General features: G+C 56.6%; 22 protein-coding genes. 9 read left to right on the top strand and 13 right to left on the bottom strand.

Annotation, left to right across the window (positions count from 1 at the left end):
* The first annotated feature begins 10 nt into the window (after nt 1–10).
* The 4 genes from cyoE to VN577_07315 all read left to right on the top strand — a co-directional run bounded on the left by cyoE (nt 11) and on the right by VN577_07315 (nt 3,271).
* Nucleotides 11–919, top strand: a complete 909-nt coding sequence (gene cyoE, locus VN577_07330; GenBank protein HWR14624.1) for a heme o synthase — start codon at nt 11–13, stop codon at nt 917–919.
* A 107-nt stretch (nt 920–1,026) separates the two neighbouring features.
* Nucleotides 1,027–2,013: an ATP-binding cassette domain-containing protein gene (locus tag VN577_07325; GenBank protein HWR14623.1), complete on the top strand. Its 987-nt coding sequence runs from the start codon at nt 1,027–1,029 to the stop codon at nt 2,011–2,013.
* Complete coding sequence (locus VN577_07320; protein ID HWR14622.1) at nt 2,014–2,847, top strand: ABC transporter permease; 834 nt, start codon at nt 2,014–2,016, stop codon at nt 2,845–2,847.
* A 1-nt stretch (nt 2,848) separates the two neighbouring features.
* Nucleotides 2,849–3,271, top strand: a complete 423-nt coding sequence (locus VN577_07315; protein HWR14621.1) for a DUF420 domain-containing protein — start codon at nt 2,849–2,851, stop codon at nt 3,269–3,271.
* A 48-nt stretch (nt 3,272–3,319) separates the two neighbouring features.
* On the opposite strand, the gene VN577_07310 is transcribed toward VN577_07315, so the two are convergent.
* Entirely contained in the window at nt 3,320–3,565 is a 246-nt protein-coding gene (locus tag VN577_07310; GenBank protein HWR14620.1) for a DUF378 domain-containing protein, read from the bottom strand.
* A gap of 216 nt (nt 3,566–3,781) precedes the next feature.
* Between VN577_07310 and VN577_07305 the strand changes: the two genes are divergently transcribed.
* Both VN577_07305 and VN577_07300 read left to right on the top strand, forming a co-directional pair.
* A complete protein-coding gene (locus tag VN577_07305; protein HWR14619.1) occupies nt 3,782–5,314 on the top strand; it encodes a beta-galactosidase in 1,533 nt (510 codons plus the stop codon).
* Between the two features lie 94 nt (nt 5,315–5,408).
* Nucleotides 5,409–6,086 (top strand): TonB family protein, encoded by a 678-nt coding sequence (locus VN577_07300; protein HWR14618.1) that lies wholly within the window; start codon nt 5,409–5,411, stop codon nt 6,084–6,086.
* A gap of 95 nt (nt 6,087–6,181) precedes the next feature.
* Here the strand turns inward: VN577_07300 and VN577_07295 are convergent, their stop codons facing one another.
* The 4 genes from VN577_07295 to VN577_07280 form a co-directional block, all read right to left on the bottom strand.
* On the bottom strand, nt 6,182–6,460 hold the full coding sequence (locus tag VN577_07295) for a hypothetical protein (protein HWR14617.1): 279 nt from the start codon (nt 6,458–6,460) through the stop codon (nt 6,182–6,184).
* Between the two features lie 74 nt (nt 6,461–6,534).
* On the bottom strand, nt 6,535–7,128 hold the full coding sequence (locus VN577_07290; GenBank protein HWR14616.1) for a YceI family protein: 594 nt from the start codon (nt 7,126–7,128) through the stop codon (nt 6,535–6,537).
* Between the two features lie 83 nt (nt 7,129–7,211).
* Entirely contained in the window at nt 7,212–7,808 is a 597-nt protein-coding gene (locus VN577_07285) for a hypothetical protein (protein HWR14615.1), read from the bottom strand.
* Nucleotides 7,809–8,265: 457 nt separating this feature from the next.
* Nucleotides 8,266–8,661 carry a hypothetical protein gene (locus VN577_07280; GenBank protein HWR14614.1) on the bottom strand — a complete coding sequence of 132 codons (396 nt, stop codon included), beginning with the start codon at nt 8,659–8,661 and terminating at the stop codon, nt 8,266–8,268.
* A gap of 118 nt (nt 8,662–8,779) precedes the next feature.
* On the opposite strand from VN577_07280, the gene VN577_07275 reads away from it, so the two are divergent.
* Nucleotides 8,780–9,433 (top strand): TIGR02453 family protein, encoded by a 654-nt coding sequence (locus tag VN577_07275; protein ID HWR14613.1) that lies wholly within the window; start codon nt 8,780–8,782, stop codon nt 9,431–9,433.
* A gap of 204 nt (nt 9,434–9,637) precedes the next feature.
* On the opposite strand, the gene VN577_07270 is transcribed toward VN577_07275, so the two are convergent.
* Both VN577_07270 and VN577_07265 read right to left on the bottom strand, forming a co-directional pair.
* A complete protein-coding gene (locus tag VN577_07270; GenBank protein ID HWR14612.1) occupies nt 9,638–10,612 on the bottom strand; it encodes a hypothetical protein in 975 nt (324 codons plus the stop codon).
* A gap of 36 nt (nt 10,613–10,648) precedes the next feature.
* Nucleotides 10,649–10,996, bottom strand: a complete 348-nt coding sequence (locus VN577_07265) for a helix-turn-helix transcriptional regulator (protein ID HWR14611.1) — start codon at nt 10,994–10,996, stop codon at nt 10,649–10,651.
* Nucleotides 10,997–11,227: 231 nt separating this feature from the next.
* On the opposite strand from VN577_07265, the gene VN577_07260 reads away from it, so the two are divergent.
* On the top strand, nt 11,228–12,592 hold the full coding sequence (locus VN577_07260) for a hypothetical protein (GenBank protein ID HWR14610.1): 1,365 nt from the start codon (nt 11,228–11,230) through the stop codon (nt 12,590–12,592).
* A gap of 62 nt (nt 12,593–12,654) precedes the next feature.
* Here the strand turns inward: VN577_07260 and VN577_07255 are convergent, their stop codons facing one another.
* From VN577_07255 to VN577_07245, 3 genes are all read right to left on the bottom strand, one after another.
* On the bottom strand, nt 12,655–13,362 hold the full coding sequence (locus VN577_07255; GenBank protein HWR14609.1) for a GNAT family protein: 708 nt from the start codon (nt 13,360–13,362) through the stop codon (nt 12,655–12,657).
* 99 nt (nt 13,363–13,461) lie between these two features.
* A complete protein-coding gene (locus tag VN577_07250) occupies nt 13,462–15,225 on the bottom strand; it encodes a winged helix-turn-helix domain-containing protein (GenBank protein HWR14608.1) in 1,764 nt (587 codons plus the stop codon).
* A 192-nt stretch (nt 15,226–15,417) separates the two neighbouring features.
* On the bottom strand, nt 15,418–15,810 hold the full coding sequence (locus VN577_07245) for a hypothetical protein (GenBank protein HWR14607.1): 393 nt from the start codon (nt 15,808–15,810) through the stop codon (nt 15,418–15,420).
* Between VN577_07245 and VN577_07240 the strand changes: the two genes are divergently transcribed.
* Nucleotides 15,809–17,596 (top strand): hypothetical protein, encoded by a 1,788-nt coding sequence (locus VN577_07240; GenBank protein ID HWR14606.1) that lies wholly within the window; start codon nt 15,809–15,811, stop codon nt 17,594–17,596. The genes VN577_07245 and VN577_07240 overlap by 2 nt on opposite strands.
* Nucleotides 17,597–17,660: 64 nt before the next feature.
* On the opposite strand, the gene VN577_07235 is transcribed toward VN577_07240, so the two are convergent.
* The 3 genes from VN577_07235 to VN577_07225 all read right to left on the bottom strand — a co-directional run bounded on the left by VN577_07235 (nt 17,661) and on the right by VN577_07225 (nt 23,661).
* Nucleotides 17,661–21,257, bottom strand: coding sequence for a BadF/BadG/BcrA/BcrD ATPase family protein (locus VN577_07235; protein ID HWR14605.1), 3,597 nt, complete (start codon nt 21,255–21,257; stop codon nt 17,661–17,663).
* A 189-nt stretch (nt 21,258–21,446) separates the two neighbouring features.
* Nucleotides 21,447–23,258, bottom strand: coding sequence for a hypothetical protein (locus VN577_07230; GenBank protein ID HWR14604.1), 1,812 nt, complete (start codon nt 23,256–23,258; stop codon nt 21,447–21,449).
* A gap of 241 nt (nt 23,259–23,499) precedes the next feature.
* Complete coding sequence (locus VN577_07225; GenBank protein HWR14603.1) at nt 23,500–23,661, bottom strand: hypothetical protein; 162 nt, start codon at nt 23,659–23,661, stop codon at nt 23,500–23,502.
* Nucleotides 23,662–23,720 lie beyond the last annotated feature (59 nt).

Below are 23,720 nucleotides of genomic sequence, written 5' to 3'. Positions count from 1 at the left end.
CAGCGTCCCAATGGCAATACCACGCTCTGGATTCGCTTCACTCCTTCGCGATTACGCCGAACTGATCAAGTTGCGCGTAACCACCCTGATTGTGATGACCGCGTGGACTGGCTTCTACTTCGGCGCTTACAAGTCGGGCATGAGTTCACTTTCGTGGACTTTGTTTCATGCGTTGTTCGGAATCGGTTTGGTCTCTGCCGGAACTGCTGCCTTCAACGAAGTGATCGAGCGCGAAGGCGATGCTCGTATGCGGCGCACCGCACAGCGTCCGCTGCCTGCGAAGCGTATGAGCCTGATGCACGCGAGCGTCATGGCTGGCGTGATGATCTTCGGCGGCACCTTGTACCTTTGGCTCGCAACAAACGCCTTGGCTGCTCTGCTCACGTTTGCGACGTCCGTCGTTTACTTGGGCGTGTACACGCCCTTGAAGCGCGTATCGCCGATTTGCACTTTCATCGGAGCTTTCCCCGGCGCAATGCCTCCGCTGCTCGGCTGGGCTGCGTTTCGCAACCGTATTGACTGGGAAGCGGTGCTGCTGTTCACCATCCTCTTCCTGTGGCAGTTCCCGCACTTTTATTCGATCGCGTGGCTGTACCGGGAAGACTACGAGCGGGCGGATATACGCATGCTTCCCGTGGTCTACGCCGATGGACGCGCTACCGCGCGCGAAATAATTCTGTACTCGATCGCACTTATTCCCGTCAGCATGATGCCTGGAGCAATCGGGATGGCGGGGCGAATCTATTTGTTCGGGGCGTTTCTGTTGGGGCTAGGACTTCTTTACTTTGGCTGGAGACTGGCTTCGAAGAAGCTTCCGGCGAGCGCGCCTGTATCCAAGGCGCCGGCACGACAACTGTTGCAGGCAACAGTTTTGTACCTGCCGATTCTTATGGCTCTCATGATGTTAGACATAAAGTAACAAGAGCGTTGTGCCTGCCTTGATCGGCTAGAATTGAAGGAATCCTTCACAAACCCAGTTCAGCGGGAACTTTGACTACTACTACGAATCTATCGGACACAGACCTCTTGCAAGGAGCAAGCGCAACAGCGGTCATCTCCGTCGAGGACCTGCGCCACAGCTACGGCGTGAGGAAAGCGCTTGACGGCGTCTCGTTCCGGGTCTTCCCTGCCGAGTTATTCGGTCTTCTTGGCCCGAACGGCAGCGGCAAGACGACCATGTTCCGTATCCTTTCCACGCTGATGCTGCCGTCTGGCGGTCGCGCCGTGATCATGGGATTCGACGCAGCGAAAGATCCCGCTGGACTGCGCAAGCAGATCGGCGTTGTCTTCCAGTCGCCCAGCATCGACGTAAAGCTCACGGCCGCCGAAAACCTCCGGCACGTTGGACACCTATACGGTTTGCGTGGCGCGGTATTGCAAGCCCGCGTCACCGAAACACTGACTCGAGTCGGCCTTCTCGACCGTGCCAACGACCTCGCGGAAACATTTTCCGGTGGTATGCAGCGCCGACTGGAACTCGCGAAAGGACTGCTGCATCGTCCGGCGGTTCTGCTGCTCGACGAACCAACGACCGGACTCGATCCGGGCGCGCGCAAGGATCTATGGCAGTATCTCGCGATGCTCCGCGATCAGGACGGTGTCACAATTATCGTGACCACTCACCTGATGGAAGAAGCCGAACGCTGTGACCGTTTGGCGATCCTGAGTGAAGGACATCTGGTTGCACTCGGCACGCCAGCCGAACTGAAGCGCGAGATCGGCGGCGACGTGATTCTGCTTGAGACTGCCGATGCGGAAGGGCTCTCGTCCAGGATTCGCTCGCACTTCGGACTTGAAGCCGCCGTTCTCGACGGTAAGGTTCGACTGGAGCGCGAACAGGGACATCGCTTCGTCACCGATGTCGTCGAAGCTTTTCCCGGCTCCATTGATGCAATCACCGTCGCGAAACCGACCCTCGAAGACGTGTTCATTCACCGCACCGGCCATCGCTTCTGGACCGAGAATCAAGCCGCCGAATCTGTTCCGGCGAAGGGTAAGGGAAAGAAGAAGTAAATGGCCAGCGGCACTCAAACACTTCCGCGCACTGCTTCGGTTACCTCGAGTCCCGGCGTAATCACACCGGCCATGTCTCTGTGGAAACGTGAAGTTGTCCGCTTCTACCGTAACCGCAGTCGCGTGGCCGGCGTAATCGCGTCTCCACTGCTTTTCTGGATCGTCATCGGCTCGGGCTTCGGCAATTCGTTCAGCGCCAGTGCTGGCGCTTCTGGGCAAAGCTACCTCACGTTCTTCTACACCGGCGCGCTGACGATGATCGTGCTCTTCACGGCGATCTTCACGATGATGTCGGTGATCGAAGACCGTAACGAAGGCTTCCTGCTTTCGGTGTTGGTGGCGCCGGTGAGCCGATCTGTGATCGTACTTGGAAAAGTGTTGGGCGGAACAACTCTGGCCGCTTTGCAGGGGCTGATGTTTCTCGTGCTCGCACCATTCATCGGCGTGCACTTCTCTCTGGCCAGCTTGTTGATGAGCGTGTTGGTCATCTTCCTGATTGCGTTCTCGCTGACATCGCTGGGATTCATCATCGCCTGGCCGATGGACTCCACGCAGGCCTTTCACGCCATCATCAACCTGTTCCTGATTCCGTTATGGATCCTGTCGGGTGCGATGTTCTCGCTGACGCACGCGTCCACGTGGATTCGCGCGCTCATGTACATCAACCCTTTGACATACGGGACAGACGCGTTACGCGCTCTGCTGTTCCCTGCGCAGACAACGCCTGTTTTCGCGCTCGCGACTTCGCTGGCTGTGCTGATCGGATTCACCGTGGTAATGTTCACCATTGCCTTCTTCGTTGCGAATCGCCGCACGACGAAACCTGCAGCCTGACATGATCGACTACACGCAACTGCCCGCGGTGAATGCCGTCCTGAACGGCACCGCTGCTGTACTGATCGGAATCGGCATTTACCTGATTAAGACCGGACGGCAGAAGGCGCATCGCGCCGTAATGATCGCGGCGTTCTGCACGTCCACGCTGTTCCTGATTTCGTACCTGATCTACCACGCTGAAGTTGGGTCGAAACACTTCCCGGGACAAGGATGGGTTCGCACCGTTTACTTCACAATTCTGCTCACACATACCGTGCTTGCGGCCATCGTCGTACCGATGGTTCTGGTGACGCTGACGCGCGGCTTGAAGGGCCGGTTTGATCGTCATCGCCCGATAGCACGCTGGACATATCCGGTTTGGCTGTATGTGTCCGTCACGGGCGTAGTCATCTACCTGATGCTCTATCAACTGTACGCATGAGAAAAGGCGGAGCCGATTTGCTCCGCCTTCCATTCCTTCTCGTCAGAATTAAGCGACCCTGCGGACTTCCCGATCGCCATGCACTGCATGCGGCTTCGCGTCCAGGTTCCGCGCCAGAATCCCGATGGAGATGAGGCCGCAGATACCAACCACCGTGTAGATGATCCGGCTGAGCACAGACATGTCGCCGCCGAAGATGGCTCCCACGAGATTCCAGTTAAACAGTCCTACGAGAAGCCAGTTCAGAGCACCGACAATCACCAATCCCAGAGCAGCTTTATAGAGACCCGACATTGTTACACCTCCTCAAAAGTGACTTGGGGTTTTGATGAAGCGGGCGCGCTAGATCTTCAACCGGATGCGGTCAAATGCAAGGTCAATGGAATGCCGTTCCACGAACCATCGCAGCATTTAACGGTCGGTAAAACGACGCGGGTTAAGAAGTGCTGGCCAGCAATGCCCATCGAACACCTTATAGATTGGCCCGCTCGCAATCGCTACGCTGGAGGAATGAAGTTGTTCCGTCTTGCGATCGCGGGCGCAGTGCTGATGGCCAGTCTTTGCGCTGCCCAGCAGGTCAACCCAGCGTTGAACTCCCGCAGCCGAGAAGCCGACATTCGCGGCTTTTACTGGATGCCCACGGCTGTCGCCGATGACTACTTCGACGGCACGAGTTCGCGCGAGCGTGTGCGCAGGCACATGCAGGTGGCGCAGCAGGTCGGGGCGAAGTACTTGCGGTGTTCCTTTACCTGGAACGCCATCGAGAACCAGCGCGGCAAGTACAACTGGAAGTTCTGGGACATGCTGGTCGATGAAGCCGAGCGTACCAACATCAAGCTGATTCCATACGTTGCGTACACACCCGAATGGGCGGCGGGCACACCTGACCAATTCTGGAAACGTCCACCAACCGATCCGAAGTTCTACGCCGATACGATGTATCAGGTCGCACGGCGCTATCGTGGCCGGATTCACTCGTGGGAGATCTGGAATGAACCGGACATCGAGGAGTATTGGATGGGCTCGACGGAGCGGTTCGCGGAACTGGTTCGACTTGCAGCGGCGGCCATTCGCAAGGCCGATCCGAACGCGACGCTCGTTCTGGCCGGCATGAGCAAAGGGCCATCGCCGTTCTTCCGGGAACTGATCGAGAAGTACGACGTCGAGAAGTTGGTGGACGTGATCGCCATGCACGGTTATCCGGAATCGTGGCTCGAGGAGCGGGCTGAGACGGTTCACCAATCCTGGGTCGACAAGATGGCGGACCTGCTGGAAGCCGATGGTGCGCGACAGGATCTGTGGTTGAACGAGATCGGCTATGCCGATTATCGCTTCTCGCCGACGCTGGCCAACAAGTACGGCGTGACAGCGCCATTTCCGCATGAGCATACGCCGCAATACGCTGCCACTGCGCTGTTCAAGGCGCAGGTGATGGCGCTTGCGTCGGGGAAGGTCACGCTGACGGGCTGGTATCGGATCGATGACTTCGACCCGAAGACAACGACCTTCTCCGACGATCATGTGAACTTTCACCTCGGGTTATTGGACTACCGCGGCAAACGTAAACCGACGTTCTATGCTCTTCGCTACTTCAACAAGCTTTTCGACAAGCCCAGTCGGGCGCTGGCGGCAAGAACCCTGTCGTCGGCTGCGATGGAATCGAACGCGGTCGTAAACGTGATTGAACGCGCTGACGACCGGGTGGTCGTTGTTGCCTGGCTGCGCAGCCTGAACCGCGACGAGACTGATGCCGATGGAACAGAGATCGACGCGCGTCACGAGACGGCTGCGGTTCAACTTCCCTGCTCCCGCATCAGTGACATGCGCGTGACCGACGCTCAAGGTAACGCCGCGGCGGCATTCACGACCTTCCAGAATGGCTGGCTCGACGGTCTTGAGTTGCGTCCAGACCGAATCTTCATCGCGTCGATGCAGTGCGATGCTGACACCACGGCCTTCGCAGTTGTTCCCGGTATAACGAAAAATATAGTTGGAGCAAATCCATCCAGAAGCGGTGTCAATAGCAGTAGCGATCGCGAATAAGGGGTGCACTCCTCCAGAAACAGTCAGGAGGACCCATGTTCGAAGACAGCCTCTTCGCTATGCCCGCCGTAATCCGCAGCACCGCGTCGCCGCTATGGCCTCGTTCGGATTGCAGGCCATCTGCTTGACGGTGCTGGTACTGGTACCGCTGTACTACACCGACGCAGTGCCGCTCGGAAGCTTAAAAACCTGGATCGAAATGCCGTTGCCCCCGAGAGGGCGCCCGCCTGAGCCGCCCAGGCAAGCCACGGGTCGACCGAAGCCGCCCACGAGTACCGACATCGTGAATGGCAGATTGCAGGAGCCCAGCAAAGTTCCAGACACCGTTGCCGACATCAACGAGAGCGCCATCCGTTCAGTTGAGCCGGGACCTTATGTCGAGGGCGCACCGGCCGGCGATGGCCGGGGCAACAACAGGTTTGCTGCCTTCCTTCCGTCGAACGTGGTGCCGGTCGCTCCGCCGGAACCCACGCGTCCGAAGCCGAAGATGGTTCGCATTTCGCACCTGGACGAAGGCCTGCTGCTCCGGAAGGTGCAGCCGGTGTATCCGAGACCTGCCATCGCTATCCGGCAGCAAGGTACGGTCGTGCTGCAGGCGATGATTGGGCGCGATGGATCGATACAAGGTTTGCATGCTGTCAGTGGTCCTCCACTGTTGATCGGCAGCGCCATGGATGCGGTCCGCCAATGGCGCTACAAGCCGTATCTGCTCAACGGCGAACCCGTTGAGGTTGAAACGCAGATCACCGTCACGTTCGTCCTTGGCGGATGATTGCGCTGTTTTGCCGGCAGCGCCACCTCGCGGCCGGGCAAAACGAAAGGGCGTTGCACCCACGCAACGCCCTTCTTTGTTTCCCGGAACCGAGCTTATCGGGTCGCGAGATGAGTTCCCAACTCGCGTTCGATATCGTTGGACGACAGATTCTCGCCGTCATTCATGCGCTTGAGCAAGGCATCAATGATGTCTTTGGCTTCGTCCTTGCCGAAGTTCCTGATGAAGCCATCGTAGAAATGCTCGCCTGCCATGGCCTTATTGATTTCCCATTCCTTATTGTTCTCGTTCAGCTCCGTGTAGTAGACGACACGGTACTTTCCCGTGTACGTCGAGTCACGGTAGATCTCGAACATCACCTTATCTGATTCCATCGCCATCCATTCACCCTCGGTAGGAATGGATATTTTACCAAGTCGAGCCTCTTACGTGGGGCACACGCCCGGCACTACTTGGCGGCCGGAGCGGGCGCGGGCGGACGGGCCTCAACGTTGAGTTCGATGGCGATGTCGCTCCCCACTACGGCTCCGTTGTCGATCACGCCGCCCTTATTCACGTGGTAGTCGTGACGATTCACCTTGAACGTGGCGGAAGCACCAAGAATCTTGCCGCGAGGGCTGTCCACAGCGTTGACTTCAAATGGGACCTCGATGTTTTTTGTGACGTCCTTGATGGTGAGCGGTCCGATGGCGACCCACTGATCTCCGCGCTTTTCGACCTTGGTGCTCTTGAAAGTCATCTCTGGGTACTTGGTCACCTCGAAATAGTTGTCGCGAAGGTCCTTGTCCCGGGTGGCGTTCTCGGTGTCAATGCTGGCGGTCTTGACGACGGCTTCTACCCTTGACTTCGCAGGGTCCTGAGCGTCGTACAAGATGGTGCCGGCCAGGTCAGTGAAGCGCCCAACGACGGTGCTGACCATGAGGTGCTTGACCTTAAATTGCGCCGATGAATGAACGGGGTCAACCTTGAACTCCTGTGCCTGTGCAACTGCGACCAAAGCGCTCAGCAACACCAGAAACGAAACCACGCTGACTTTACGCATCAATTACTCCTCGCGAATTGGGAATCCCTGAATGGATGCATCCGGCGAGCATCGGCTTCAAGATTTTTCAATGTTGAATTGATTTATCCGGCAGCGAGGGATGCGATCTGGGCGTCGAGCATACGGGAGACCTGGCGGAACTGGGGATGCGAGGGGCCCTGGCGCAGAATGCGTTTGATGTTGGAGCGGAGGTGGGGAGGGAGAGACCTGGCGGTGTGTTCGAGGGTTCCGGGAGGAGAGCAGGCAGGAATGTCTGTGCCACATTCCTGAGGGCTATATTGTTCAGCGGCTTCCGGACTGGAGCACTCAGGCTCAGACTCAACGATGCTACTGTCCACTTGCTCGACGAATTCCTGCATGCTGGCGGGAACTTCGACTTCGCGGGTGTGCAGTGTTTGAAACTTCTTCATTGCGGATTCGACCAACTTGAGCGCACGAAGGATGGTATTGGCCTTAGTGGGAGTGATCTCGTCATCGAGGACAGCCTGGCAGAGTTGAGCGGCAAGGATTTCGATGGACTGACGGCTCTCGATGGCACCGACGCGGATGCGGGGCTTACCCTCGTGCCGCGAGACGGTACGTAGACGAGAGTGGTAATAGCAGAAGTGCCGTCCGCGGAGCGCGGGAGAACCGCAGGGCTCATTGTTGTCCTTGATGTGTTCGCAAAATCGGTAGCTCATACTTCAGTCCCTTCACAAAATTTCTTTCGGTCGTGAAAACAAAAGAGTTAGTCGAAGACTTGCAGGTAAGTTCGTCATTCCAGAGGCTTTGCGGGCAAAGTCGGCGGAATGAGGAACTTAGCACCGGTCATCGGTTGTCGGTTCGGTTGTCAGTAAGACTTAGTTCGCCCGCAATTCTGTATTTGCGGGAGGGATTCCTCGCCTGCGGCTCGGAATGACAAATAACAAAGCGCATATCCCTCCCTTCGGTTCGTGATGACAAACAAAAAGGCGACCGCCGGGGCGATCGCCTTTTCTCTACTCTAGTTTCAGATTAGCAAGATGAGCGGGGGCAACATGCCACGTTCTTGAAATTTATATTTGCCGTTAAATCAGCGACTTACGTTTCCAGAATGGCTCCGACCCCCTTGACAACGGTTTTCCCGGAACGGGAAAAGCGTGAACCGCACTTGCAGACTCAGCAGCTTATCGACCCGGTAGCGCACTGGATGCCGACAATTGCGAATGAAGCGCCAACGGCGATTCCCACACCCAGCAGTACTTTCGTGGCCTTGCTCATACCGGATTTCTTAACACCTGCAACATCGGTGAAGTTGATGGTCGAGGCCTGTCCGGTCTTGGAATCGAGGATCACGAAATTCTCTTCGCCGACGTTTTGCACCTTGCCTGTGACTTTGGAAGTGTCGTTGAGATTGACGGTTACTTTCTTCTGTTCGGTTGCGAACTTCGCGAGGTCGCCTTTGACTTTTGCCTGAGTTGCCGAGGGAGCATCCGGGAGGGCTGCTTCTTCAGCAATCAGAAATGGAGAAAGGATGATCAGCGCGATCAGAATGGAAGCAAGTCTGCGAAACATAGCGGGCTCCTCTCAGGAAAGAGTGGTCTCGGCCCGACTGCTGTTTGGGCTTATGTTGCTCCGGAATCGGCGGCGGTTCAAGGGTTTATCACGAGTTCGGGAGTATAGAATTCAACCGATGCGATATTTCACTCCTGAGCTATTCGATTTTCTTAAACGGTTAAAGCGAAACAACCGGCGCGAGTGGTTTCAGAAACACAAAGACGAGTACGAGAAGCTAGTGCGGCAGCCGTGTTTGCAGTTCGTGGCTGATTTCGGCGGGCCTCTTTATGAGATCTCGCCGTATCTGACGTCGGACCCGAAAAGGTCACTATTCCGCATCTATCGGGACACACGGTTCTCGCACGACAAGAAGCCATACAAGACGCATGCGGCCATGAGGTTTTCGCATGCTGGAAAGGACGTCCACTCTCCGGGGTTCTACCTGCACCTGGAACCGGAGGGATGTTTTGCGGCGTCGGGGCTGTGGCATCCGGAGCCTCCGGTCCTGCTAAGGGTGAGAACGGCGATGGTGGAACGAGCGGATGAGTGGAGGAAGATTCGGCATCTGCTGAACTGGGACGATGCGGGTAAGCTGAGCAGGCCTCCGCGAGGCTTCGCGGCTGATCATGAGTTTGTGGAAGACCTGAAGCTTCGAGACCTGGGAACTGCGGTGGAGTTTACCGAAAAGCAGGTATGCGGTCCGAACTTCATGCGCGACTTCACGGATGCGTGCCGGAAGATGTCGCCGCTGGGACGGTTCTTTAGTGGGGCGCTGGGGTTGAAGTGGTAGAAAACCAGTCGTTAGTTGTTAGTCGTTAGTATTTGGTCGTGAAGCGTTAGTTTAGGTATCAAGCGTGCGGAATAAATCCAAGCCTCTGGGCACAGCTCGAGCAGCCACTTGGGTTCGATCTCACCGGATAAAAAAATACCCTCGGGCGGACCCGAGGGTGAGGGCTGACCCAAGCATCTGGATCGCCGTAGGAGGAATTTAAGCTTACGATCCGACGATGGCTTGATGGGCTCGTCCAATGCGCTTGCCAATCAGTTTGACGAGGCTGATGCCGATGTTCACCACGATCACGATGAAAGCGACCGTCAATCCGAGATGCAGCGCCCGATTGAGGTTGTGTACGAGGTTCTGCCATTGCGCAGTGGGATTGACGGGGACCATGAGATCCGGCGCGTTGAGCAGGAAGTAGAGCACGACGAGTCCAACTGCGCCCTTGACGACGACGGAGATACGAGCTCCGCTGGTCCATTGCGGACGATAGAGTTGAGCCGCGGTGAAGCCGACGTCGATGCAAACCAAGGCGACGAACAACGGATAGAGCTGGAGCCACACGGGACCGAAATTCAGGTAGTTCGCGCCGGGTCCCATGATCAGGTAGTTGTAATGCAATCCGGTCAGCCACCACACACCGAGCACGAGTTCAATTAGAAGCTCGGCAATCAGCTCGAAGCGCGATTTACGAGGGGCATCCTTGACGAGGGGCGGCAAGGCGCGGGGATCCCAGCGTTCGGTGCATTGGAACTTTGCGCCAAAGAATTCCATGCCGACGAATACGAGAGTGACCCAGGCAAAGACGGTGATAGCCAGGTTCGGAAACTGAAGCAATCCACGGAGACTTTCCCAGATTGGCTTCCCTGCCGCGGCGATGGCGATGCATCCCGCTGCCGAGACGAGAAGAGCGATGCCGAGCGCCGCCTTCAAAACCTTCCAGTAGATGGGAAACAGGGTGGGACTGACCAGGAACTGCTGCTTGCGATAGCGGCTCGCCAACTGGAACGGGCTGCCCAGTCGCTTCAGCAATTCGGCTGTTTCGCCTTCCGTCAACGGGCGGCCGAGGCTGCCTTCCTGCTCCTCGACCTGCGACAAGATGCTGTCGCGCAGTTCCTTCACGATGTCGTCGCGCTGCGCTTCGGGAAGTGCGAACTTCACAGCCTGGAGGTAACGCTCGATCATATCCATAACCAACTCCAATCACTTTCAAGCGCGGTTCGCGGGCTAAAGAATGCCGTCGAGCGATGCGCTGATGGTCTTCCATTCGGCGGCGAGCTGCTTGAGGATTACCTTGCCGTCGGCGGAAAGGCGGTAAAACCGCTTGTTTCGCTTGTCCTCTTCACGCCACTCGCTAACGAGTAGTCCCTGGCTTTCCAGCCGGCGCAGCAGCGGGTAGAGAGTGCCTTCGTCGATTTCCATTCCCTGCTCCGCGAGGGCCTTGCGCAACGTGTAGCCGTAGCGTTCGGTGCGAAGTTCCGCCAGGACGGCCAGGATGAGACATCCCCGACGAAGCTCAAGACGGAGATTGTCGAGTACTTCCTGGTTCATGGCGGTTTCTACTGTGTCACGCATACTGTATGAAACATACTGTATGTAACACAGTATAGGTTGTCAAGGGCAAAATTCGATGCGTTGCGGATCGGAGGGAGCGCCAGTTCCATTTTGGTACGTCACGATTGATCAGCGAATTGCACCACTTAGTGAGGGTTCGAAAGGTGGCGACGGGAGATGAGGGGAAAATCCGACCCGAACGCAGAGGTGTTCGGGCTTCATCAGACCAGAAGTCATGGCCGGGAGGAGTTTATGAAGAGGCTCAAGGGATCATCTGGATTGGGTGGCATCTTGGTGTTGGTGCTTCTCATGCTTGTGGCGTTGGGAAGTGCATTCGCCCAGGACACGCCGCGGCCCGAAGTAAAGGCGCAAGTGACGAGTATCGAGAGATTGAAAGCGATCGACCTAAGAAAGGCGACTGCAACAACCCTTCGGCAGCAATACGTGGTGGAGGGCTACTTCGTGGATGATCCGGTGCCGATGCTGGTGAAGGACATGAAGTATTTCCGGATCAATACGCCGATGCCGGAGTCTGTATACATTCTGATCAGGGGGACAGGCGCGGTCCAACTACGCGATATGAAAGCCCAGGGTTCGCTGGTTCGTGCGACGGGACGCCTGGCGGTAGACAGAACGGTGGTGAAGGGGAAGACGACGCCGGTGCTGGAATTGCCGACGCCGCCCAAGATCATCAAAAAGCCCGAACGTCCTTTTGAATCGCGGATTGTGCCCATTTGCGTGAGGTACCCGCAGTTGTGCCATAAACCACCGTTTCTGCATAACAAATACGCGCTGCTCTACAGCGGCGGAGTGAACGCGGTGAAGGCGTACACGCGCTACTGGAACGATTTGAAGTTCATGTACCTGACGCTGCGAAGCAAGTACGGCTTCAGCGATGACAACATTGTTGTCGTGTATAAGGGCGGCACGGGCGAAGACAGCGATATCACGGTGGATTATGCTGCGTCTCCGGCCGGATTCAACGATGCCATCAAGTATCTGAGATCGAAGATGACGGTGAAGGATGATCTCTTCATCTTCGTCACGAATCACGGTGGCGGCTACCACGACAGCAGTTGCGGAGAAACGCCGGCCAACCGCGGCGGCAGAGCCGATGTGATTCCAGGAGACGAAATCAATGCGAATGCGTGGGATGAAGCGACCTACTATTACAACCAGACTTCAAACGACGTGTTCGATGATGATTTCGTAAACACGATTAACAGCCTAAGCTTCGGCAAAATGGTGGCACTTTTTGAGCAATGCTTCAGCGGCGGGTTTCTGCGCGACTTGAGAGGCCACAACCGGATTCTGATTTCGGCTGCGACCGATGCCCAGTATTCCTGGGCGATGGATCCGGATTACAAGTACGACACGTTTTCGTACCACTTCACTTCCGCGCTGAACAACGCAGACGATGCCGGCACAGCCTTGACGACGAATCCCGATACGAATGGGGACGGCAATGTATCCATTCTCGAAGCTTTTTTGTATGCGAAGAGTAAGGACACAGATTGCGAGACGCCCTGGCTAGAAGACAACGGGGATGGCGTCGGTACGAATACCCCGACGGCGACTGGAACGGACGGCAAGTTAGCGGTGAACGCTATTTTGTAGATCGCGCAATGCGATTCGGCCCCACATCTGCCAAACCAAGGCGGATGTGGGGCATCGCAAATTCAGCGGTTGATGCGGTTAAGCTCTGACAGCGGCATGCGCTGCTTCCCGTTGGCGTCGAAGTTGGCGGGATCGAGCCACTGCTCGAAGGCGCGTTTGCGGGCAGGCCATTCCGAGTCGAGCATGGAATACCAGGCGGTGTCGCGATTGCGCCCTTTCACGACCATGTGCTGGCGGAAGAGTCCTTCGTAGGTGAAGCCGAGGCGCAGAGCGGCGCGGCGCGAAGGCATGTTGAGAGCGTCGCACTTCCATTCGTACCGGCGATAATTCATGTCCTCGAAAGCGTGCTTGGCCATGATGTACATGGCTTCGGTGGCGCCGACGGTGTGCTGGATACGCGGCGAGTACATGATGCTGCCCACCTCGATGACGCGATGCAGGGGCTTCATGCGCATGTAGGCGGCCCAACCGACGGCGTCGCCAGAAGGCTTGTCAATGATGGTGTAGTAGAGCGGATCGTTGGACTCTTCCTGGCGCTGGAGGTTGGCTTCGAAGGAGGAGCGGTTCTGGAAGGGATGTTCGAACATGTAGGTCCAGAGATGCTCGTTCTGCGGGCCTCCGGTGGCGGCCCAAAGGTCGTCGAGGTGTTCGTGCGCAACAAGCGGAACCAGCCGGATGGTCCGGCCCTCGAAGGTTACGCGGCGCGGCCGAGGGGCGGAGGAGGGATCGACGGGTTCTCCAACAAGAGGTCGAGTGGCGGAGGTGGTCATGAAATCACGCTCGAAGGTTGAATTAGTACCACTGGTCTAGTGAACATCATCGCAGAAATGGGCGATATCTGCCAAAGGCCAGGTAGGAGCGTCGATGGGTCAGGAAAGATTCATTTTGCGCAGCAAAGCCGTGAAGCGGGGATCGGAGCGCAAAGGATCGAGAAAAGGATAGGTCTTGATAGGCTCCATGTGGCGATCAGCGGCATCTATCGCTTTCTCCGTCCACACAAACGCTTCGTCGGTGTTCCCGAGCCCGATATGAAGGAAGGCAAAACAAGTCGGCTTGATGTATTCGCGGCTTGTGCGATTACGTAACTGTTCAAGCAATGCCTTCGCCTCTCGCTTATGCCCGGATAGCCCCAAAGACAATCCGAGCAGTCCCAGCGATATCGGCAAGTCGTTCGAGAGTTGAGCCGCTTTCTGGAAAGCATCGATACTCTTCTGGAAGTCCTTCATCCCTAGGTAGACGTAACCCAGTAACTGATGTGAGGCAAAGTGCTCGGGTTCAAGATCCAGAAGCCGGTAACCTTGCTGAAGTGCCTGATCAAAGTGCCGACCCAAGTGCAGCATCATGGTCAGCCAGGCGCGTACATCGAAGCACAAGGGATCTGACTCCAGCGCGCGCTCCAGTTCCGCAGCTGCCAGGTCCGGATATCCGAGTATCGCCTGAACCATCGCGTGCCGGACTCTAACCATCCGCAACGCTGGATTGAGGGAACGAGCATGCGCAATGTCGTTTTGGATGGAGGGCCAATCGTAGTACTCGGTTCTATTTCCAATTTTCTTTGAAAAGAGGCTTACCAAGACATGGGACTCCGCAGACATGGGATCGATCTCCAAAGCTCGGAGTGCGTAAAATCGGCCCATGCGATCGGTTTGTTCGGGTGGGACATACCCCCAGAATCCAACAGACCAGTACAGTTCAGCAAGAGCATTACAGGCAGCCGCAAACGAGGGATCGCGAGCCAATGCCGCCTCGAAGTGCTGCTTAGCTTCTGTCATAGACTCCGCGGTGTACTTCCATAACTTGTGTCGCCCCTTGATGTACTCATCGTAAGCGCCCATGTCTGCCGTTGGTTTACGCAGAGAGGGCCTTGCGAGCTCTTTGCGCTCGGTGGACGGAATACACGCCGCGACATCGTTCGCGATAGAGGCGTGCATCTGGAAAATCTCTGACAAATAGGTCTCGTATCTACGCGCGAAGAGTTGAGTCTGATCTTGGGATTGAATGAGCCGAACGTTAATGCCCATAAGATCTCCGACCCAACGGACGCTTCCTTCGGTAATGAACTGAACATTCAATTCGTGTCCAATCGCTGTTAGATCCTTGCGGGTACCCTTGAAACGCATGGATGTAGTAAGGGCGATCACTGCGAACTGGTCGCCATAGGAACTTGCCAACGCGGTGATGACTTCGTCTGTGATTGCATCGACCAGGTATTCCTTATCACGATCTCCGCTTAAGTTGACGAAGGGAAGCACAAGGATACGGGGGCGGTATGCCTGGTGAGATACAGATGTGTATGAGACCTCAGCGATGAATCGATATCCATGCCGGGGAACAGTTTCTATGAAACGCGGCTGTTCCGCCCTGTCGCACAGCACTTGTCGAAGCCGAGCGATGATCGCATTTAGGTCATTCTCAAAATCGACAAAGACCTGACCTCGCCAAAGTCGGGTTCGTAACTGCTCCCGGGTAACAATCTCGCCGGGACGTTCGAGGAGAGCCGCGAGTACCTGAAAGGACTGGCCCCGGAGATGAATGCGAAGGCCATTCTTTCGCAGTTCACCGACTACAGTATCCACTTCATATCCGCCGAAGCGGACCGTTGTAGAACACGAGATCGAAGTCTCACCGGACATACCCAACCCGGGAACGAGTCAACTCGAGCCGATCGGGGCACCGCGATGCCAACAGCATCGGCCCTTACCGAGGGGCGGTCAAGAGCAAATCGCTTATTATCAACGAATTTAGCGGCATGGCAGGTTCAAGATGGAACCAAGATGACACTCGGTTCATGTAAGCACAAGATGTGCGCATGAGAATCGGCCTCTTCAGGAGTTCATCATGCGAGGAACCAGCGTATTGCTTGTATTTGCATTGAGCCTCGCCGCGGTCTTAACCGGGTGTGGTGGAACCCAATCAAGGACCGTCACGTCGTTTACATCTACGCCGGTACCCACTCCCGCCGGCGGCACAAGTGCATCCGTACAACCTGCTTCCGTCAAGATCATCCCTGATGGGGCGAACCTCGGTGCGGGTGAAACACAAAGGTTCACCGCGGCGATGTCAGATGGGACCGCCGCAACTTTCAGTTGGAGTTTGATCAATTGTGTGGACAACTGCGGGACAATCACTGCGGACGGGTTGTACACGGCACCATCGTTTGTGTCCAAGAACATCAACTTTAGAATAGCTGCAACATCGCAATCCAACAGCAGCATCATGGGAACCACGTACCTCAATCTAATGCCGGTTTCCGTGACAATCTGGCCCGCCGCTGTTGTGCGTCTGGCCGCGAATCAAGGCCGTCCGTTTACTGCTGTGGTCAGCTACGATCCGGTGAATCAAGGGGTAACTTGGAGTGTTTCAGGCGCCGGCTGCAGCGGTAGCACATGCGGTACACTCACCAACGCGACTGCTACTTCGGTTACCTATGAGGCCCCGAGTAACGCCCCTGCCCCTGCTACAGTCACACTGAAAGCGACTTCCGTTACGGACCCGAATCAGAGTGGCACTGCAGCCCTCGTGGTTATGGGTTCGGCTTCTCAGTACCGTTTGCAGGGGGCGTACGCTTTCCTGATTCAAGGTTGGCGCGCGTCTGAGATTGCGGGTGACTACGAGGGTGGCGGTGAAATGGCGATTGCCGGTCACATCGATATCGATGCCAATGGGAATGTTTCGGGCATCTGGGATGCGACTGTGAAAGCGTCCGGTGGTGCAATGGAGCCAATTGCCGGCAACTATACCGCGGAGAGTGATGGAATTGGAACGATCACCCTGCGTGCCTCCAGCGGAACGTGGACCTTTATGGTTGCCGGGACATCGGGCGGTGACTCGGCTGCCCTGTGGCAGAGCCCATCCAACCATCCCCCGCTGTCCACAATCGCGATTCAATCCGGCTACATGCTTCGGCAAAATACGAATGCCTTCTCCATGGCCTCCGTACAGGGCGACCGAGTTTTAGCCTTGACGTTCATGAACATCGCCGCACTCGGCAGGCTCACATGTGGCACCGAAGGAAACGTAGGCAACGGTCAAATGGATTTCACGTGGGGAGGCAGCGTAATGCGCTTCTTCACGACCGGAACGATGACAGGTATGTTCACTTTGCCTGATCCGCTCACCGGAAGAGGCACCGTTGCGCTGACCGTAACACCAGGTCCGGATAGCTCACCGGAGACATTTCACTTTGCTTATTACATTGTCTCCAACGCAAAGATGTTGCTGGTCCAGTCGGATGCCAACACATGGTTGATACCCGTCTTGCGCGGCGAGGCGCGGCGGCAGAATGACGCGGGAACATTCACGAACGCTTCGTGGAATATACCCGTAATCTACAACTTGAATAGTGATGACGCGGGAAGCTGGTGGAGCCCATTTGCTACCATTGGCGTCATTCGCCCTGACGGAACTGGATCGTTGGCCGAAGTATCGGACAACACCGAAGTGGTGGAGGACGTTGGAATCGTGGTCACCATGCGATCGACCGATTCCGGCACGTATTCCGTGTCGCCAAATGGCCGTGTAGCACTATCTTTGCCGGGTATTCCTTTAAATCTGTACCGTCCGCACGTAGGTGTTGCCTATCTGACAGGAGTGAATGAGGGCTACCTTATCCGTGAGCAGATATTTGGTACGCCCTTTGGCTACTTCGAACCACAAACAGTCGCGCCGTTCGGCGGCTACGGTTTGGCAGGAACCTATACCGCATCGGTCGCTGGACCGCCCAGGACGTTCAAGCCCGAGCAGGAGATAGGCTTGGTGAACTTGGCCACGGATGGAAGTGCGACGATTTTCCTGAGTGTAGATCGTGGCGGAGGATTGTTTCAGCTGATGGACTGGGCTGGAACCTATACTACCTCCGACGATGGCCGTGGAGTGATGAATCTCACCGATCGGGCCGATGGAGAGCAGAAGACCGTCGTGTTCTGGGCTGTGTCAGCAAACCGTCTGCTGGCACTGGTGAGTATGGAGGATGCAGATCCAAGACTTGTGGAGCTAGTTCGGTAGGAGTGGGTTGCTGTAACGAAAAACCCTCGGGCGGACCCGAGGGTTTTTCGTGCGAGTTCGTTGGTTAGTCGCCTGCCATCTCAACCATTTCATTGCCGACGGGTTGGGCTCCCTGAATCGCTACCAGTTCGGCGGGGGCGTTGCTGTGGGTGCCACAGCTTCCCTTTTCGCCGCCGAGGCTTGCAGCAAGGCGAAGCTCGTGACGCAACTGCTCTTCGAAGTTCTTGAGCTGCTCGTCAATGGTGAACTTCTTGTGCTTGTTGCGAACCATGTCTTCGCGATACCGCTTCAGGAAGTAGCCGATGGTTTCCACGCGGATCTTGATGGAGCCGCTGGGCTTGTTCTCGTCGATGTCCTTGAAGCAGAAGTACGGCGTGCCCGAGTGCTCCACGATTTCTTCGATCGTGGTATAGATGGGCGCGTCGTGACCGCACTTGAAGCTGGATAGCTCAAGGGCGACAAGGTTCGGATGCCGCGCGACGTACTTCGCGGCCCAGACCTTGCGCGTGGTGTTCTCGGAGTACGAGTTCTTCCACGCGTCGCTGACGTCCATCGGATGCTGGATGTGCCCGGCTTTCACTTCGTCGCCAAACAGCTTCCAGACGATTTCGTCATCGAGCGGGAGCGAATCCTGCGAGAAGACCGGGTAGCCGAGTTTCTGGAACTCCTCCAGGATCTCGTGGTTGATACCAGGATCGTTGTGGTACGGACGTCCGAGGAGCACGATGCCGAGACGATCTTCGGCTTCGAGCCGCTTCAGGACTTCACGAGCGGTGCCACGCATGACGTCGTCGTCGAACTTGCGCATAGCGGCGAGTCCGGCTTCGATAGCCTTATAGTTTTCTTCTTCGGAGAGGCCGAGGATATCTTTCCAGTCGTCGAACATCTGGCGGTGGATGATCTTCTCATCGTGGAGACAGGTGAGTGTGTCTTTCCAGATGACGCCCTTCTCCTCGAAGATATTGCCTTCCTTCGTGAACGCCGCCTTCACGGATGCCGGAGTAGCCGTTACCGTCGGACATGCGCGTTGCGACTGAGTGTGCGTGAGGAAGGTGGGCAGCGAGTCGATCATCGGGAAGAAGATGATGTCGAGCTTCTTCTTCGGATGGACCGAGTACAGCAAGTTGTGCACGTGCGGTATACCGACCTTCGACGGGAAGCACGGGTCGATGGCGCCGCGCTTCGCGCCTTCCTTGTAAAGCTGCTCGTTGGTGTACTCGGACCAGAAAATGTTCTCGGCCTTTACACCCAGCGACTCAAAGTAGGCGGTGAAGAATGGCCCGCACGAATACATGTTGAGTGCGCGGGGCATGCCGATACGTAGCTCGGCACGGTTCTTCATCTTCTCGGCACGTTCTTTTTGCGCTTTCGTGATCTGAAGTTTCGGGAGCGGGTCGGCGATGACCGGCGGCTCGTAGGACGTGAACGCCTTCTTGGCCGCGATCTCGACGAGGTTCGGGTTTTCTTTCTTGATGGCGTCGATGTTGCCCTTAATGACGCGCATCTCTTCGACGTTTTCGACGGTTCCCTTTTCACAGGTGGCGATGATGAGTCGCTGTGCACCCGGAGCGAGCGGAACCTTGGTCTTCACCGGCGGCTTGTAGTTCGGGTTCGGTACCGCCGTTTTCACGTCGATGAATGTGCGCAGGCACTTGTTCTTGCAGAAATAACAGCGCGTGTTCTCTTCACGGGTAGTCGTGTAGGTGATGGAAGCAACGCCTTCGAGGCCGATGAACTCGGTCTGTTTGCCGTTCTCCCATAAACGCACGGCTTCAAACGCGCACCCGATTGCGCCCGCCTCGCCGCAATGCTGGTGCACGATGACTTCTGGCTGAACTTCCTTACCCTTGAAGCGCGACTCGATGAAGTCAACCTGCGACTTCACGGCGGCCATGTTGTGCTGCGTACCACCCTGCAACACAAACTTGCGGCCGATCGCCGACAGGTTCGGAATCTGCGACACGTACAGCCAAATGTTCTTCGGCAATACGTTGCAAAGCCCGGCCATGATTTCTTCCGGCTTCCACCCCTGGCGCTGGAAGTCCACGATGTCGGACTGCATGAACACCGCGCAGCCGTAACCGAATTGCGGATAGCCCTTCGCGTTGAAGGCGATGTCAGCGAAGTCCTCGACCTTGAAGCCGAAGCCTTCGCACGTGCCTTGCAGGAAGTATCCGTTGCCGGCGGAGCATTGCGTGTTGAGCTTGAAATCTTTTACGCGGCCATCTTTCAGGATGATGATCTTGATGTCCTGACCGCCCACGTCGCAGATCACATCCGCATCTGGATAGAAGTGCAACGCGGCCTGCGTGTGCGCGACGGTTTCGACGAGCGCAACGTCAGCCCCGACGGCATCTTTCAGGATGTCCTTCGCGTAACCGGTGGTGCCGACGCCCATGATCTTGAGCGTGGCGCCCTGATCGGTAACCTGCTTGCCGACCTTCGCCAGAACTTCCTGCGTGTCTTCAATTGGGTTGCCGCGCGAAAGCTGGTAGGTCTTGCAGAGAATGTTGCGGTCTTTGTCCACGAGCACAGCCTTCGTGGAAGTTGAGCCGCCGTCGATACCGATAAAACCTTCCACTACCTGTCCGGGCTGGAAGGTGGTCGGCACGAACTTCTTCTTAGCGTACTTCTGCTTGAAGGCTGCGAGTTCTTCGGGCGATTTGGCGAGCGCCTGCGCACCACCCTTTTTCGCCTTTTCCTGCGCACGACCTTCCGTGATGTACCACTCGAGCTTTTCGAAGCCGAGATAGGTGCCGAGTCCGGGATCTTCGTTCTTGCCGAACTCCACCGCGCCGATACAGGCGAAGTACTGCGCGTTATCAGGAGTCTTGATGAGGTCTTTCGGATCCACGCCTTCGGGCAGCGGGTAATTGCGCTCTTCCCAGATTTTCGGGATGTTGTGCTTCCAGCAGTCGCGCATGCCCTTGATGTAGCAATTCGGACCACCAAGCAAGAGCACCGTGGGACGCAGCGTGTTGCCACGCGTGAGAACCGAGAGGTTCTGCTGGATGATGGATTCGAAGAGCGAAGCCATCAGCTCGTCGGCCGGAACGCCCTGTTTTTGCAGGCCGTTAATGTCGGTTTCGGCGAAGACGCCGCACTTGCCGGCGACGGGATGCAGCTTCAGACCTTCGTAGCCCATCTGGCAAAGCTGGTCGGCCGGAATGCGCAGCTTGGCGTTGATCTTGTCGATTACGGCGCCAGTGCCGCCCGCGCACTTGTCGTTCATGGACGGCAGCTTCTTCTTTTTGCCGGTCTCGGGATCTTCCTTGAAGATGATGATCTTCGCGTCCTGGCCGCCGAGTTCGATCACCGAACCGCACTCTGGATAGAGCTTTTCCACGGCGAGCGAAACCGCGTTCACTTCCTGAACGAACTTCGCACCGATGTGCTTGGAAATCCCCGAACCGCCGGAACCGGTGATGAACACGCGGAAGTTCTCGTACGGCGTGCTGGGCAGGTCGTTCTTGATCTGGTGCAGCATCTCGAGCAGCTTCTCGGGCTGCTTTGTCTCGTGGCGCTGGTAATCAGCCCAGAGGATCTCGTCGGTCTCGTTGTCGACGACCGTGATCTTCACGGTGGTGGAGCCTACGTCCACACCCATCCAGAGCAAGTCGTACTTCTTTTGCGGATTGGCTTTTTCAGTCAGTCCTGGCATTTCGCTCCCTTAAACCGCTCACCACAGAGGCACAGAGTCACTGAGAAATCGACTAGAAAAACCACTAACCCTGAGCCTTGTTTTTGGTTGAACATCGCAACCACCGAAGCCTGAAATCACCATCAGCACAGAGCACAGAGCTTTTTCTGAATCCTTCTCTGTGTCTCTGTGCCTCTGTGGTGAAGAGTCTTAGTGCGCTTCCTGGTGGTACGGAGTCTTCGCGCCCATCGCTTCTGCAACGTGGATCGCGAAGTTCGCCGCGGTGCCGATCACGCCCTTGTACTTGGGAACGTGATACAGCGCCTTCTGCATCTCCGGACGTTGTTCGACGTAAGCCTTCAGCTCTTCGAGCGTCTTGCCGGTGTTCTTCACGACTTCCGCGAACTCCAGCTTCGCCTTGGCCTTGGCTTCGCCGAGCGCCATCTGCACACGGCTATGCGCGTTGATCTCGCCTTCACCCGACGTTTCGATCGGAAGGAAGATCATGTCCTTGTAGTGCGACACGACCGCCGACTGAGCGCCGTCTGACTGCGTGGAAGGCATGCAGCCGAAGGGCTTCAGCGACAGCACCATGTGCGCCAGCTCTTTGTTGGTGTAGTAAATGTTCTTCGCGACTTCGAGGTGACCTTCACCGCCACCCGCACGCGAGTTGTAGTAGGGATGTCCGAGCCGCTGGAGTTCGTACTGATCAACCAGGCGGTGAGCTGTGCCACCGAGCGCGTCGATGATGCGGTGGTATTCACGCGCAAAGATGACTTCGGCTGCTTTCAGCTTCATCAGCTTCTGACGGTAGTTCCACTCGATCTTTGCCTGCTTGTCGAGGCGCCACTTCGGAGGCATGACCGCGCCCTCTTCGAGGCCGCGCATGTCCCTGATTTTCTGGACTACCTGGTGGATCATGTACATGATCCAGGTGCCGATCGGCTCCACGATCACCTGCGCGCCTTCACGGTGCAGGAACTGGAACATGTTGAAGTTGCCGTCACCTTCGGTGGTCTGCGCCCAGAATTCGCCGGTGATCTTCACGATCGGCTTCACGCGGAAGCGGTCGACCTGGATCGTGTTGTAGCGATCGCGGACGTGGTTCAGCGCTTCCATGTAGTCGTCGCTGACAAGCTGGTTGATGAACTTGCCGAGGTACTCGACGGTTCCCTTCATCGGCATGTTCTTGCCAATCTTGCCGAGTCCGTCTTCGACCTTCCACGGAGACTTCTTCTTGAGGACTTCATGGAGGTAGTCGATTGACTCTTCCAGGATGCCGTCGGTTTCGCCGGCGTTCACCTCGAACCCGCGGATCTGGTACGCGACTTCATTGACGATGTCGCCCATATTCAGCGCGTTCAGCAGGTTGAGGAAGAAGTCGAGGTTCATCTCCAGTCCAGCTTCGGCATCGGACTGGTTGAGTCCGCCCGACTGTTGGAAGAGGATGACGCGGAAGCCGTCGTAACCGGAGTTGCGGAGCGCGAGCCGATACTCGGCCTCATACATGCCGAAACGGCACGGACCGCACGCGCCGGCGGTCAGGAAAATGTAGTTGTTGATGAGGTCTTCGCGGCGAACGCCGGACTCTTCAAGCTTCTGAAGATATTGAACGAGGTTGCCGACGGTGAAGTACGTCGGATTGCATTGGCCGTTGTTGCCGTACTCTTTGCCGAGCTGGAACGCCGCTACGTTGGGCGTTGGGACTACTTCACACTTGTAGCCGAGGCCTTCAAGGGCACCGTGGACGAGTTTCTCGTGCTTCCACGTGAGTCCGCCGAAGAGCAGCGTGGTTCTTGCGCGCTGGTCGGCTGTGAAGGGCCGTTCAATGGGCTTGTGGAAGTGGTGAACTTGTTTGTGAACCAGTCCGGCTTGCTGTTCGAGTCGAGCGCGTTCTGCTGCTACGCGTTCGCGAATAAGTTCTTCTAGGGTCGCAGTGTCGAGGGAACGCCCGTTGGGTACATCATTGGGCGCAATCTGCACCAGTCCGCCGCTGGTAGCCGGATGAGTCGAAGTGCTCATGCCATCACCTTTCGCACTTGAAGCTGGTTAGGTAGTACTCTGCCTGCGCTGCCATCCTCATGGTCGCAGTGCCCATATTGTTGACATACAGGTCAAATTACTCATCCACAAAGCGGTGAACGGGGATTTTCGGGGATTGAATGGGAATCCTAACCACTGAAGGGAGGGGCAGAAAACGGCTATGGGCCAGTTTTTTCAGAGACTTAGCGACAATCGAAGCCCGACTGGAAGAGCGTATGTCTCAGGCGGCTTCTATCAGGACGTCTTCGTCGTGTGGATCGGGATTGCTCGACGGAGGGTCGCTGGCGGGAAAGGAGTCGGCGATCGTCTTGTCGAGCGTGCGCTCACGAATGATCTGGTCTTCCTCGGGGGTGTGGTGGTCGGCTGAGATTTTCTTTGCCATGATGATTATTGAGATGTTCCGCGGATGGCAATGGATTCGCAGAGGGCACATGGGGAGTG

It is taken from the genome of Terriglobales bacterium (assembly GCA_035561515.1).
Lineage (GTDB): Bacteria > Acidobacteriota > Terriglobia > Terriglobales > Acidobacteriaceae > DATMXP01.
This window is presented reverse-complemented; position numbering and strand designations above follow the sequence as displayed.